This is a genomic window from Achromobacter sp. ACRQX (assembly GCF_022346505.1).
In the GTDB taxonomy this organism is placed as follows: Bacteria; Pseudomonadota; Gammaproteobacteria; order Burkholderiales; family Burkholderiaceae_B; genus Achromobacter; species Achromobacter animicus.
Genome location: NZ_JAKRML010000026.1, coordinates 1 through 13,644 on the forward strand (window position 1 = coordinate 1; position 13,644 = coordinate 13,644).

The 13,644-nt window shown below is 66.2% G+C and carries 11 protein-coding genes; 9 read left to right on the plus strand and 2 right to left on the minus strand.

Annotated features, from left to right (window positions below; all coding sequences use genetic code 11):
• On the plus strand, positions 1-190 hold a 190-nt coding region (locus MHZ91_RS20595), incomplete at its 5' end, for a hypothetical protein (RefSeq protein WP_239215442.1).
• A 144-nt stretch (positions 191-334) separates the two neighbouring features.
• Positions 335-1,408 (plus strand): FUSC family protein, encoded by a 1,074-nt coding sequence (locus MHZ91_RS20600; RefSeq protein WP_239215443.1) that lies wholly within the window; start codon positions 335-337, stop codon positions 1,406-1,408.
• A 78-nt stretch (positions 1,409-1,486) separates the two neighbouring features.
• Here the strand turns inward: MHZ91_RS20600 and MHZ91_RS20605 are convergent, their stop codons facing one another.
• A complete protein-coding gene (locus tag MHZ91_RS20605) occupies positions 1,487-2,656 on the minus strand; it encodes a zinc-dependent alcohol dehydrogenase (protein ID WP_239215444.1) in 1,170 nt (389 codons plus the stop codon).
• Positions 2,657-3,111: 455 nt separating this feature from the next.
• Here MHZ91_RS20605 and glf point away from each other — a divergent pair, with 455 nt between their 5' ends.
• The 4 genes from glf to MHZ91_RS20630 are packed head-to-tail and all read left to right on the plus strand — an operon-like array spanning position 3,112 to position 9,157.
• Positions 3,112-5,358, plus strand: coding sequence for a UDP-galactopyranose mutase (gene glf / locus MHZ91_RS28415; RefSeq protein WP_370647846.1), 2,247 nt, complete (start codon positions 3,112-3,114; stop codon positions 5,356-5,358).
• An 8-nt stretch (positions 5,359-5,366) separates the two neighbouring features.
• A complete protein-coding gene (locus MHZ91_RS20620; RefSeq protein ID WP_239215445.1) occupies positions 5,367-6,512 on the plus strand; it encodes a beta-glucosidase in 1,146 nt (381 codons plus the stop codon).
• Positions 6,513-6,515: 3 nt separating this feature from the next.
• Positions 6,516-8,312, plus strand: a complete 1,797-nt coding sequence (locus MHZ91_RS20625; protein ID WP_239215446.1) for an ABC transporter ATP-binding protein — start codon at positions 6,516-6,518, stop codon at positions 8,310-8,312.
• A 32-nt stretch (positions 8,313-8,344) separates the two neighbouring features.
• Positions 8,345-9,157, plus strand: a complete 813-nt coding sequence (locus MHZ91_RS20630; RefSeq protein ID WP_239215447.1) for a DUF2243 domain-containing protein — start codon at positions 8,345-8,347, stop codon at positions 9,155-9,157.
• Positions 9,158-9,557: 400 nt separating this feature from the next.
• Here the strand turns inward: MHZ91_RS20630 and MHZ91_RS28420 are convergent, their stop codons facing one another.
• Entirely contained in the window at positions 9,558-11,135 is a 1,578-nt protein-coding gene (locus MHZ91_RS28420) for an SDR family oxidoreductase (RefSeq protein WP_370647847.1), read from the minus strand.
• 11 nt (positions 11,136-11,146) lie between these two features.
• On the opposite strand from MHZ91_RS28420, the gene MHZ91_RS20640 reads away from it, so the two are divergent.
• From MHZ91_RS20640 to MHZ91_RS20650, 3 genes are all read left to right on the plus strand, one after another.
• Positions 11,147-12,544: an SDR family oxidoreductase gene (locus MHZ91_RS20640; protein WP_370647848.1), complete on the plus strand. Its 1,398-nt coding sequence runs from the start codon at positions 11,147-11,149 to the stop codon at positions 12,542-12,544.
• The gene (locus MHZ91_RS20645) at positions 12,532-12,996 is read left to right on the plus strand and encodes a DUF2269 domain-containing protein (protein ID WP_239215449.1); all 465 of its coding nucleotides are present in this window, start codon (positions 12,532-12,534) and stop codon (positions 12,994-12,996) included. The genes MHZ91_RS20640 and MHZ91_RS20645 overlap by 13 nt, the downstream gene beginning before the upstream one ends.
• An 88-nt stretch (positions 12,997-13,084) precedes the next feature.
• Entirely contained in the window at positions 13,085-13,606 is a 522-nt protein-coding gene (locus MHZ91_RS20650) for a ferritin-like domain-containing protein (protein ID WP_175138652.1), read from the plus strand.
• The last annotated feature ends 38 nt before the right edge of the window (positions 13,607-13,644 follow it).

Genomic DNA, 13,644 nt, shown 5'->3' on the forward strand with positions numbered 1-13,644 from the left:
GCCCAATCCGCCGCCGTCTCCGCATGTCGACCGCGCCGAGACCGGCTTCACCGGCCAACCGACCGAGGACGGACCGCCGACGGGGGATGTGAATCAGGACCCGGACACCAACTCGGGCTACCCCGCCGGCGGCTCGCAATCGCCGGCCGGCAAGGATCCGTACGGACGTCCCAAAAAGTCCGATTCCTGAGCCTGCCCGCCGCGTTTGCCTTGCACCTTCAGCGACCGCACGGGGCCTGCCGCGTGCGGTCGCTGCCATGTGGCGCCCGTGTTTTCCCTGTCCGCCGGCGATGCCCGACGCCCCCGCGCCATGCTGTAGATGAATCAGTTGCCGATGAGCCCCCTCTTTTCCCATTTATTGAAACGCGCTGCCGCCTACCGGGCCGCCATCGCCGAGGACAGCGTCCGCCTGCCGCTGCAAACTGTGGCGGCTGTACTGCTTGCCTTCGGCTGCATGACGTGGTGGCAGATGCCGGACGTCGCATGGGGCGCTTTCTCCGCCCTCTTTGTGGTGCGCGCTACAGTCGAGGGCACCGTCGGCGAGGCCGCTGCCCGCATCCTGGGCGCGCTGATCGGGGTGGCGCTGGGCATCACGCTCGTGCCGTTGGCGCACGCCGCCAACATTCCGGCGCCATGGAGCATCGTGGCCGGCGTAGGGGCCGCCGCCTGCCTGTCGATACGCTGGCCGACGCTGAACTACAGCCTGGTCACGGCAACCATCCTGACCGTTACGCCGGACGCCGACATCGTGGCCGGCGCGGTGAACAAGACGCTCGCCATCGTCGTGGGGTCCATTGCCGGGATCCTGGCCGCCTTTGCGGTGCTGCCCCTGTCGGCCCGGTACAGCATGCGGTACAACCTCGCTGCCTCGCTGCAGCTCTACGGCGAACTGCTGGTTGAATGGGCCGCCGCCGTGAACGAAGGGCGTGCCCGGCCGCGGCCGCGTGACAAGCCCGCGCTGGAACGCACCCACTGGCGCGCACGCGACATGGCAAGCCAGTCTCGATCAGTGCCCATTCGCATCCTGGGCGCGGACACGCAGGCCCATCGGCTGCAGGAACGGATCGAGGAACTGTGGCTGACCGTGCCGCTGATGGAACGCATCGGCGGCATGGAGCTGACCGACAACGTCTGCCGCCGTCTGGGCCCCGCGCTGCACGACGTCGCGATGGCGGCACGGCAGCAGATCGACGGCTTGGCCCGCGTCATTCGTGACAAGGGCGCCGAAGCGCCCATGTGCAGCACCGGTGAGCCATTTGCCAAACTGGATGCCGCGGTTGAGGAAGCCGCGAGCGGCGGCGGCTTCACAGCCCGCGAGCGTGTGGCCGTGGATCTCATCCGCTGGTCGTGGCAGGAGGTCACGCGGGAACTGGACGCCTTGTGCGACACCGTCCAGCCGGAAACCTGACAAACGCGAGGCCGGATGCGGGATTTCCGGCCTCGGTGGTCAAAGCCCAACGATTAAATCGGTCAACGCGTCAAGACTTCAAGGCGTCAGCACGACCTTGATGCAGCGGTCTTCCTTGTCACGGAACGTCTTGTACAAATCCGGCCCGGCCTCCAGCTTGGCGCGATGCGTGATGACGAACGACGGATCGATCCTGCCCTGCACGATGAGGTCCAGCAGCTCGTCCGTCCAGCGCCGCACGTGGGTCTGGCCCATGCGCCACGTCAGCCCCTTGTTCATCGACGCGCCAAACGGAATCTTGTCGATCATCCCGCCATACACGCCGGGCACCGACAGGATGCCCGCCGGCCGGCACACGTACATCATTTCGCGCAGCACGTGCGGCCGGTCGGTCTCGGCGCCCACGGCCTGCTTCATGCGGTCGTACATATGCTCCATCGTGCTGCTGGCGTGCGACTCCATGCCGACCGCGTCGATGCATTTCTCCGGTCCCTTGCCGTTGGTCAGTTCCTTCAACCGTTCCACGACGTCCTCGTCCTGAAAGTTGATCGTGACCGCGCCGCAATCGCGCGCCATCTGCAGGCGTTCCGGCACGGATTCGATGCAGATCACCTGGCGCGCGCCCAGCAGGATCGCGCTCTTGATCGCCATCTGGCCGACGGGGCCACCGCCCCACACCGCGACCGTGTCGGTCGATTCGATGTCGCATTGCTTGGCGGCCTGCCAACCGGTGGGCAGAATATCTCCCAGAAACAGCACTTGTTCATCCGACAGTTCGTCGGGCACCTGCACGTGCGTTGAATCCGCAAACGGCACGCGCACGTATTCCGCCTGGCCGCCGGCATAGCCGCCCGTCAGATGGGTGTAGCCGAACAGCCCTGCCGTCGTGTGGCCGAACATCTTGGCCGCCTGCGCCGCATTGCGGTTCGTGCGCTCGCAGACCGAGAAGTTGCCGCGCCTGCATTGGTCGCATTCCCCGCAGGTAATGGTGAATGGGATCACCACGCGGTCGCCGATCTTCAGGTTCTGCGCCTGTGCCCCGACTTCCACGACTTCGCCCATGAACTCATGGCCCATGACGTCGCCCGACTTCATGCCAGGCATAAAGCCATCAAACAGATGCAGATCGGATCCGCAAATGGCGCACGCGCTCACCTTGATGATCGCGTCGCGCGGGTGCTCGATGACGGGATCGGGAACGGTGTCGTAGCGGATGTCGTGTTTGCCGTGCCAGCAAAGTGCTTTCATCAGAATCTCCTTTGACGTGACCGCAACACGCGATCAGGCGTAGCGCAGCAAATGCCATGCCGCGAGGAATGATTCATCTGAAATGGTCGCAAAGACGCTGGGTCGAACGCAGAACTTGCAACGCAGGTCGAAAAATATCCACGACGCGTCAACACCTTGGGCCGCAATCGCCATTGATCCAGGCGATTTATCGCAGCCCCGCGTCCCGCGCGCGTTCGGCACGATGCTTGCGAAGCGCTTTCACACGCTTTCGGTGTGATACCCCGGCTCAAGCCGCCCCGCCATCACCGGACCCATCCCCATCTCCTGGAGTTTCCATGCGTACCGTCGATTCCTCAATTGGCGGCGCACCCCACGCCCGCCCTCCCACCGCACCGGAAGCACCTGCGGCGAACGGATGGCTGACGCGCGAGCGCCCTGCGATATTGTGCTTTTCCCATCTCCGTTGGAATTTCGTGCACCAGCGGCCCCAGCATCTGATGACGCGTTTCGCGCGGGCCCACGCTGTCTACTACGTTGAAGAACCCGTCTGGGAAGACGCCGCCCGCCACGGCTGGCTCGAGTCCAGCCGCGTCGATCGCGTCACCGTCATCACGCCGCATGTGGCGCGGGAAGCGGCGGAACAAGACCAGCGCCGCCTGCTTGCTGAGCTTGTCCGCGAGCACGGCCTTGCCACACCGGTCCTTTGGTACTACACGCCGATGAGCCTGCCGTTTACCGAAGATCTGGACGCCGGGCTAGTGGTGTACGACTGCATGGACGAACTGTCCGCGTTTCGCGGCGCGCCGCCGGAACTGGTGGCGCTGGAACGTCAGCTGCTCTCGCGCGCCGACGTGGTCTTCACGGGCGGGCATAGCCTTTACGAATCCAAGCGGCGGCTGCACCCGAATGTGCATGCGTTCCCCAGCAGCGTGGACCGGCAGCATTTCGCGCGGGGCCGCACGTCGGCCAGCATCCCTGCCGACCTGCTTGCAATCCCGTCGCCGCGCATGGGCTTTTATGGCGTCCTGGACGAGCGCTTCGACACGGCACTGCTGGCGCAGGCGGCCGGCATGCGGCCGGAATGGCACTTCTTGCTGATCGGCCCGGTGGTCAAGATAGACCCGGCCACACTGCCGCAGGCACCCAACATCCATTACCTCGGCTCGCGCACGTACGACCAGCTTCCCGATTATCTGGCGGGCTGGGACGTTGCCCTGATGCCGTTCGCGATGAACGAGTCCACGCGCTACATCAGCCCGACCAAGACGCCGGAATACCTGGCGGCGGGCAAGCCCGTCGTCTCCACGCCGATTGCGGACGTCGTGCGTGCCTATGGCGGGTGCCCCGTCGTGCACATCGCCGCGGATGCGCCGGCCTTCGTCAACGCAATAGCGCTTGCGCTGGAGTCAGCGGCCGAGCCGGACACGGTGGCCCAGCATGCGGACCGCGCGCTTGAGGGCATGTCGTGGGACCGAAGCTGGGAAGGCATCTGCGACGCGATGAACCGCGCCTGGACGAGCTCTGCACGCAAGGCCCGGCATCCGTCCGCGCCGCCAACCGCGCTGCGCCGGCCGCAAAGTCTGACGCCCACACACTACGACTGCCTGATCGTCGGTGCAGGCTACGCCGGCAGCGTGCTGGCCGAACGCCTGGCGCGCGGCAGCGGCAAGCGCGTCATGGTGGTGGACCGCCGTCCGCATATCGCGGGCAATGCGTACGACTTCTACAACGAAGCCGGACTGCTCGTGCACCGTTACGGTCCCCACATCTTCCACACCAACTCGGACAAGGTGCTGCAATACCTGTCCCGGTTTACGGAATGGCGGCCCTATGAACACCGGGTCCTGGCCCGCACCGACGGCATGCTGGTGCCGATGCCGATCAACCTCACGACGCTCGAACGGCTGAACGGACGGTGCTTCACCGCCGCCGAGGCCGAACAATTTCTGCAGACGGTGGCCGAGCCGGTTTCCGTCGTGTCTAGCGCCGAGGACTACGTCGTCTCGCAGGTCGGCCGCAACCTGTACGAAAAGTTCTTCCGCGGCTACACGCGCAAGCAATGGGGCCTGGACCCCTCGCAGCTGGACCGTTCCGTCGCCGCGCGCGTGCCCACGCGGCTCTCGCGCGACGACCGCTACTTCACCGACCGCCATCAGTGCATGCCGCTCAAGGGCTACACGCACATGTTCGAGCGCATGCTGGATCATCCCAACATCTCGCTGGCGCTCGGGATGGACTTCGAGGAAGCCAAGTCGGCGTTCAGCTATGACGAGCTGATCTATACCGGCCCCATCGACGAATACTTCGGCTATTGCTTCGGCCCGCTGCCGTACCGGTCCCTCAAGTTTCGGCACGAAACGCTGAACGAGGAATGGCACCAGCCCGTCGGCGTCGTCAACTACCCGGCCGAAGACGTCCCTTACACCCGCATCACGGAATACAAGCACCTGACCGGCCAGCGCCACGCCAAGACCGCGGTGACCTACGAGTATCCCAGCGCGCAGGGGGACCCGTACTACCCCGTCCCGCGCCCCGAAAACGCTGCGCTGTTCCGGCGGTACCAGGCGCTGGCGGATGCCTGCGAAGGCGTGCATTTCGTCGGCCGCCTGGCGACTTATCGCTACTACAACATGGACCAGGTCGTGGCGCAGGCCCTGTCCACGTACGAGGAGATGGCAAGCCGGCAGGCAGAACCGCGCGGTGCGGTCGTGGCCGAATGAATCGGGGCATGGCGTTTCAGAGCTTCCTGCAGGCGGGGTTCGAATGCTCCTGCCACCGGTTTCCCGATGGCAGGCAGCTTGACCTGATCGAGTCCACCGGCCATGCGAAGTGGGCGGCCCAGGACTACGCCGCCATCGCCGCGCTGGGCATGCGGACGGCAAGGGACGGGGTGCGCTGGCACCTCGTCTGCCCCGCCGCCAACGTATACGACTGGTCTTCGCTGCTGCCGCTGCTGCACGCCGCCCGCGACAGCAAAGTCGAAGTGATCTGGGACCTGTGCCACTACGGCTGGCCGGCGTGGCTGGATATCTGGTCGCCCTCCTTTCCCGAGGCGTTCGCCCGATATGCCGCTGCGACGGCCCGCCTGATTGCCGGAGAAACCGATATGCCGACCTGGTATTGCCCGATGAACGAAATTTCGTACTGGAGCTGGGCGGGCGGCGATATGGCGCACTTCGGACCATGCACGCTCGGCCGCGGCCTGGAATTGAAACGGCAGCTCGCCCGCGCCGCGATCCAGGCCAGCGACGCGATCCAGGAAGCCGACCCGGACGCGCGTCTGGTCTGCGCCGAGCCGCTGATTGCCATTCAGCCCGCGCAACCCGGCGACGCCCTGGAAGCCGCGGCGGCCAGCGAGGCCCAGTTCGAAGCACTCGACATGCTGTGCGGACGCGGGCACGCGGACCTGGGCGGTGACGAGCGCTACGTCGACGTCATCGGGTTGAACTACTACCCCCACAACCAATGGCTGCACCGCGGCGCGCCCCTGCCGTGGGACGACGCGCGCTACACGTCCCTGGCCCACCTTCTGCAAGGTTGCGCGCACCGCTACGGCAAACCCCTGTTCATTGCGGAAACCGGGGCCGAAGGTCTCGCCCGCCCCCGCTGGATGCGCTACGTCGCCGACCAGGTCGCGCTGGCGCAGGCGCGCGGCGTCGACGTCGCGGGCATCTGCCTGTATCCGGTGACGGACTACCCCGGCTGGGAAGACGACCGCCACTGCCCGACCGGCCTCCTGAGCGCGCCCGCGTCCGACGGCCGGCGCAGCGTGTACGCCCCGCTCGAAATCGAACTGCGCGCGCAGGCGGCACGCGCGGGCCGCGGTCCCGCCGGCCTGCTCCCCGCGCCCACATGCAGCGCCGACGGAGATTGAGTCATGCCCGTCCTGCCCGCCCTCCCCACCCAACCCACGGCCTTTCTCTGGCGATACGTCCGCCAGCGGCCCTGGGCGTTCGGCCTGCTGGGGTTGATCGTCGTCCTGGCCGGCGTGTGCTCCGTGACGGTTCAGTACGCCATGAAGCTCATCGTCGACGCCATGGCGCTGGGCGCAGACGCGTCCGTGCAGGTGTGGTGGGCGCTCGGCCTCTTCCTCGCCGTCATCGCCATCGAAGCCGCACTGTGGCGCTGCGGCGGATGGCTGGGTTGCCGCAACATCGTGGCCGCCTGCGCCGCGCTGCGGGTCGAGGTCTTCGAGCACCTGAGCCACCATTCCACCCGCTACTTCCGCCAGCACCACTCCGGCGCCCTCGCCAACCGCATCTCGTCCACCGCAAGCGCCGCCGGCGCCATCTACGGCGCCATGGTCTGGAGCATCGTGCCGCCTTGCGTCGACTTCCTGGGCGCCGTGGTCGTGCTCAGCACCGTCGACTGGCGCATGGCCGCCGCCCTGCTCGGCTTCGTCCTCGTGCTGGCCGCCATCATCATCTCCTTCGGCGCGCGCGGGCGCAGCCTGCACCAGCAGTACGGCGAGCAGGCCGCCCACGTCGGCGGAGAAATCGTCGACGCCATCTCCAACATCTGGGCCGTGCAGGCCTTCTCCGCCCAGGCGCGCGAGCGTGCACGCCTTGAAAAGGCGCTCGGCGAAGAAGCCCGCGCCCAGCGCCGAAGCTGGATGTACGTCGAAAAGGCACGCGTTATTCATGACGCCTGCCTGTGGCTCGTGGCCGGCGGCATGCTGCTCTGGGTGCTGCGCGCCTGGGAACAGGGCCAAGCCAGCCCCGGCGACGTCGTCGTCGTCAGCGCGCTCACCTTCCGCATCCTGCATGGCTCGCGCGACCTCGCGCTCGCGCTCGTCGGCACCGCGCAGCAGTTCGGCGTCATTGCCGAGATGCTGCGCCTGGTCGGACGGCCTCACTCCGTGCCCGACGTACCCCACGCCCAACCGCTGCGCCACCCCGCCGGCGCCATCGCCTTCGAAGGCGTCCAATACACCTACCCCGACGGCTGCCATGCGCTGCGCGGCATCACCCTATCCATCCGCCCCGGCATGAAAATAGGCCTGGTCGGCGCCTCCGGCGCCGGCAAGTCGACCCTGCTCTCGCTATTGCAGCGCGCCGACGAACCGCAACAAGGCCGCATCCTGATCGGCGACCAGGACATCCGCGAGGTCACGCTAGCAAGCCTGAAAGACGCCATCTCGGTCGTGCCGCAAGACGTCAGCCTGTTTCGCCGGACCATCATGGAAAACATCCGCTACGGCCGGCCCGACGCCACCGAAGAAGACGTCATCACCGCCGCACGCCAGGCACATTGCGACACCTTCATCCAGCGCCTGCCCGACGGCTATGCCACCATCGTCGGCGAACGCGGCGCCCTGCTGTCCGGCGGCGAACGGCAACGCATCGGCATCGCCCGCGCGTTTCTGAAAGACGCGCCCATCCTGCTGCTCGACGAAGCCACCTCCGCGCTGGACAGCTACTCCGAACAGCTCATCAAGGACGCCCTGGCCGAACTCATGCGCAGCCGCACTGTCGTCGCCGTCGCGCACCGGCTGTCATCCCTGACCCGCTACGACCGCATCGTCGTCGTAGACGCCGGCCGCATCGTCGAAGACGGCTCCCTGGACGAACTCCTGGCCGCCCGCGGCCCGCTGCGCGCACTCTGGGACCTGCAAGCCGGCCACGACCGCCGCAGCGTCCAGGACGGCATCCACCCGGTGCCCGCCACCGCCTGACCGAACCTTCACCCACTAATCCAGGAGCACCAATGGAACTCGTCCGCCCTCCGGAAGATCCGACCGTCCCCCGCCGCCTGCGCCGCGCCAGCTTCCTGCTGGGCTTCGCCATGGGCGGCTTCTTCGACGGCATCCTGCTGCACCAGATCCTGCAATGGCATCACCTGCTCTCCAACATACAGGTTGGCCCGCTCGGCAGCCTGAGCGCCCAGGTCGCCGCCGACGGCATCTTCCACGCCATCATGTACGTCATCGCAGCCGCGGGCTTGATCGAGCTATATCGCGCCCGCTCCGCCGCCACGACCGGCCCCGCGCTCCGTCCACGATGGGGCCACTTCTGGATCGGCTTCGGCGTCTGGCACATCATCGACGCCCTGCTCTCGCACTGGATCACCGGAATCCATCGCATCAAGATGGACGCGGAGGATCCGCTGGTGTGGGACTTGGCCTGGTTTGTCGTATTTGGCTTGGTGCCCCTGGTGTACGGCTGGCGCACGCGCAATCATCGCCGTCCACCGCCCAACGCGCGTACTGGCAAGACGTTTGCGAGCTTGTTGGTGGCAGGTGTGCTTGCAGGTGGGCTGGTGAATCTCTTTCCGTTGCGCGCGGATGCAGACACAACTGTCATCGCGCTGCGGCCCGGCGCATCGCCCGGCACGATGTTTCAGGCGTTGGCGGATACCGATGCGCGAGTCGTGTGGTCAGATTCGCAGGGATCGGTGTGGGTGATGACGGCGATTCCGACGGCGGAGAAGCTGCGGTTGTTTGCGGCCGGCGCGATGTACGTCAGCGGCTCGGTGGCACCGGCCGGTTGTTCGGCGTGGCTGAAGGCAGGCACCACGTAGCTGACAACCGATTTTCATCCGCAAGCGCGAAGCGTCATTGTCAGACGCAAGACACCGCGTAAGTCCCACCAGGCCGCCCGCGCGGCCGTCGTGGGACGGGCCCCGCAAGACGCTCCACACCCAGAAATCGCCAGCAAGAACCTCAAGAACTCCACCCGCCCCAGCGCCCGGCAAGCTCAGGCCACTCGAGCCCGGCGTGGCGTCGGCCTGGGGCGTGCGGGGCGTGTAGATGCGCCCGAGGGAATCGGAAGGCAGTCGCCGAAGGCGACAACGACGATGACGACGGGGAAGTCCGGAGCGAAGGCTCCGGACCGCAATCGTAGCCCCGCGCGCCCCAGGCCGACGCCGCGCCGGGCGTCAAAAGAACCAAGCATGACGTCCCAAGAACGAAGCCGAGCGCTCAACGCCGCGACCGCAGCAACCAACAAGCCGCCCCGCCAATCACCACCGCCGCAGCAACCACCGTACCGCGAGGCTGATTCACCGCCATCTTGGTATACATGCTCCGACGACCAACCTGCTGCTCGGCGGAATGCGACCCGCCGCCTTCATACAGCGAATCAGATCCGCCGTCAGCCACCGCGCCACCGCGCTGCTGCCGAAACAGCCATCCAGCCATACGGTCCGCCAGCCCCGGCATATTCTGACCCAGCGTAGAAATAGCCCGCGACGCGCTCCCCACGTACAAATCCCGCGTCGGATACTCCGCCGCGTGCAGAATCGCATCAGCCACCGCCTCCGGCGCGTAAACCGGCGCTGGGAGACTAGGCTGAACGTCCATATAGTTGCGCGCGTGCGAAGTAAACCCTGTAGCAATCGAAGCCGGCTTGATCAGCGTCACCGACACCGGCGCCCCTTCTTCACGAAGCTCCATCCGCAACGCATCCGTAAACCCCTTCACCGCATGCTTAGCCGCCGAATACGCCCCCTGCAGCGGCACAGCCCGATCCGACACCTCGCTGCCCACGTTGATCAACGCACCGCCACTTGCCTTCATGTGCCGCACCGCCACCATAGACCCGTATACCACGCCCCAGTAATCCGTATCGAACAGCTTGCGCTGGTCCTCAACCGGCACCGACTCCAGCGTTCCAAAGATCGAAACGCCCGCGTTGTTCACCCACGTATCAACCCGCCCATAACTATCAATCGCGCGTTCCAGAATACGATCGTGATCGTCCTGCACACCCACGTCCGCAACCACGCTGATCGCCGATCCGCCGCCCCGCACGATATCGTTCAGCACGCTGTTCAGCCCGTTTTCCTGGCGTCCCACCAACACCACCTTCGCCCCGCGTTCAGCCGCCATCTTCGCTGTCGCCGCGCCGATGCCGCTGCTCGCGCCCGTAATCACCATCACCTGCTCACGTAGCGGTTTCAGTTTCAATTTCATTGGGTGCTCCCGGTTGCCAACGCGAAAACCGCGCTGCGGATCGGGCCAGCAATCCCCATTCCTGAAGCGTGCCCCAAACGCCACCCCGTCCGCATCTTCCCCTTCCGCGCGACGCCGCTCCCGCGCCCGCCACGCCAGCGATCCCAACGCCATCCCAAGTCCGAACGCCCCATACACCAACACCAGCGCCAACGTGCTCAGCCGATGCTCGAACCCCGGGGTCAGGCGCTGCGGCGTCGCGCGATAGTCAACCAGGCACGCGATCGCCGCCGCCGTCAGCCCCGCCGCCACTGCCGGCCCCGTACGATAAGTCGCCGGCATCCCCTGCGTGCCCCGCGCATGCAGCACCCCCCAGAACACCGCCGCCGAATGGTGAATCGCATAGCCGGTTGCCGTATGCCGCCACGTCGGCGCATCGGCGTGCAACGCCGGTCGTCCCCATATCCAGTGGCTGGTCGAATTGGTGGGCGCCGTCCAACTGTCGGCCTCCTTGCGGCCCGCAACCGCCAACACCAGCGTCGACAGCACACTGGCGGCGGATCCACTGATTGCGCCCTCGCGCAACGCCGTGAGCCATAGGTTCATGAGCATTCCTTGTGATAGTCGACGGGCACGGAGCTTGCGGCGCCCGACATCGCAACGGCGGCGCGGCATTCCCGCAACCGCCAGGGAGAATCGGCTTGAGAATCTTGTTGACGGGGGCAAGCGGTTTCATCGGCGGCAGTCTTGCGCGCGCCTTGCTGGCCGAGGGACACACCCTTGTTTGCCCCGTGCGCCGCATGCCAACCGGCAACGCCATGTCCGACGCAACTTTCGTACCCATGGAGTTCGGCAACGCTCAGTCCGAGGACGCTTGGATGCCGCTGCTTGAAAGCATCGACGCCGTCATCAACACCGTCGGCATCTTTCGCGAGCGACAGGCCGGGGACTTTGCCGCCGTGCATGTGCGCGCGCCACAGGCTCTGTTCCGCGCCGCCCAGCGGCAGAACGTCCGATGCGTGATCCAGTTCTCGGCGCTGGGGGCCGATGACAACGCCGCCAGTGACTTTCACCTCAGCAAGCGTGCAGCCGACGACGCCCTGCGCCTGTCCAACCTGCCCGCTGCGATCATCCAGCCGTCCCTGGTTTACGGACCCGGCGGCGCCAGCGCCTCGCTCTTTAACCGGCTTGCCGTACTGCCTGCGGTGCCGCTGCCCGGCGGCGGGCGGCAGGCCGTGCAACCCGTGCATCTGGACGACGTCATCGACGGCGTGCTCGCTCTGTTGCGCTCGCCGCCACAAGCGCCCGTCACCATTGCGTTCTGCGGACCTGCGCCCATCACCGTGCGCGATTACCTTGCCGCGCTGCGCCGCGCATTGGGCGTTGACTCGCGTCAACGCGTCATCGCCATCCCCTTGCGCATGGCCACGGGCCTCGCCACCGCCGCGGCGATGCTGCCCGGCAGCCTGATCGACCCCACGGCCTTGTCGATGCTCGAACGCGGCAACACCGCCGACCCCGCCCCTTTTTCAGCGTTGCTCAACCGTCCCCCGCGCGCGCCCGGCCGCTTCATCGCGCCGCCCACCCGCGACGGCCTGCGCGCAAGCGCGCTACTGGACATCACGCTGCCGCTCTTGCGGTTCAGCATCGCACTCGTGTGGCTATGGACCGCCGCCGTCTCCTTCGGTCTGTATCCGGTCGCCGCCAGTCTCGACCTGCTGCATCGAACCGGCGTGCCCGCGGTCCTTGCGCCCGTGGCGCTCTACGGCGCGGCAACGCTCGACCTTAGCTTCGGCGTATTGACCCTGCTATTACGCGGCCGCGCCCGGCAATGGTTGTGGGTTGCACAGGCGGTGCTTATCGCGGGCTACACCGCAATCATCACCATTCGGCTGCCCGAGTTCTGGATGCACCCATTCGGACCGTTGTCGAAAAATTTACCGATGCTGGCAGCGTTGGTGCTCCTGTATCTGCATGAACCCGTCACGCCCAGGAAACGCGAATGGAATACCTGATCTTCAAGCTGATCCACGTGCTCTCGTCGACGCTGCTTTTCGGCACCGGCATCGGCTCCGCGTTCTACCTGCTGTGCGTCGTGCTGCGCAGGGACGTCCACGTAATCGCCGTCGTAGGACGCCTGGTGGTCGTGGCCGACTGGCTCTTCACCGCGACAACCGCCGTGCTGCAGCCGCTCACCGGCCTGTATCTGGTTCACCTCATGCAGATGCCGCTCTCCACGCCGTGGATCGCGTGGTCGTTGGGGCTGTATGCCGTCGCCATCGCGTGCTGGCTGCCCGTGGTGCGTTTGCAGATGCTGATGCGTGATGCCGCGGCGGCGGCGGACCACGCAGGAACTCCGTTGCCCGCAGCGTTCTGGCGCTGGTTTGGCTGGTGGGTCGCGCTGGGCGCAATCGCCTTCGTGGCATTTCTGGCGATCTTTTATCTGATGATCTTCAAGCAAGTGTGATCGTGAAAGAACCAGGACGTCAGGAACATTTGTTGCGGCATCGGTTCGCTGTCCGCCGCACACGGGGCGACACATTCAGGAGAACGCTATGGAAAGTGATACCAGTAAAGCGGCCGAGCATCTGTTGGATTGGCTGCGCGACGCCCATGCCATGGAAGAGCAAGCCGAGACCATGCTGACGAGCCTGGCGGGCCGCATCGAGACCTATCCCGAGGTCAAGCAGCGGATCGAGCGTCACATTGTCGAAACGCGCGAACAGCAGCGCCTGGTGCGCGGCTGCATCGAGCGGCTGGGCGGGGACACGTCGATGTTCAAGGACCTGACCGGCAAGATGATGGCGACGTTCCAGGGATTTTCCGGGGTCTTTGCCAGCGACGAGATCATGAAGGGCGCGATGTTCAGCTACGCCTTCGAGAATCTTGAGATCGCCGCGTACAGCCAGTTGGTCGAAGCCGCCAAGTTCGTCGGCGATGCGGAAACGGCCGCGGTCTGCGAACGCATCCTGCAGGAAGAGCGCGCCATGGCGCAGTGGATCGAACACAACACGCCGGGCCTCATGCGCCAGTTCCTCATGCGGGCGGACGACCCCGAAAGCCAGGCGAAGCGCTGAATCTACAACCCGCGCGCAATGCTTTCACGGCTGCCGCG

Bases quoted from the DNA above. Each gene is read 5' to 3' on its own strand.
- MHZ91_RS20600 (WP_239215443.1), top strand. From the start codon at position 335: ATGAGCCCCCTCTTTTCCCATTTATTGAAACGCGCTGCCGCCTACCGG.
- MHZ91_RS20605 (WP_239215444.1), bottom strand. From the start codon at position 2,656: ATGAAAGCACTTTGCTGGCACGGCAAACACGACATCCGCTACGACACC.
- MHZ91_RS20620 (WP_239215445.1), top strand. From the start codon at position 5,367: ATGGCGTTTCAGAGCTTCCTGCAGGCGGGGTTCGAATGCTCCTGCCAC.
- MHZ91_RS20625 (WP_239215446.1), top strand. From the start codon at position 6,516: ATGCCCGTCCTGCCCGCCCTCCCCACCCAACCCACGGCCTTTCTCTGG.
- MHZ91_RS20630 (WP_239215447.1), top strand. From the start codon at position 8,345: ATGGAACTCGTCCGCCCTCCGGAAGATCCGACCGTCCCCCGCCGCCTG.
- MHZ91_RS28420 (WP_370647847.1), bottom strand. From the start codon at position 11,135: ATGAACCTATGGCTCACGGCGTTGCGCGAGGGCGCAATCAGTGGATCC.
- MHZ91_RS20645 (WP_239215449.1), top strand. From the start codon at position 12,532: ATGGAATACCTGATCTTCAAGCTGATCCACGTGCTCTCGTCGACGCTG.
- MHZ91_RS20650 (WP_175138652.1), top strand. From the start codon at position 13,085: ATGGAAAGTGATACCAGTAAAGCGGCCGAGCATCTGTTGGATTGGCTG.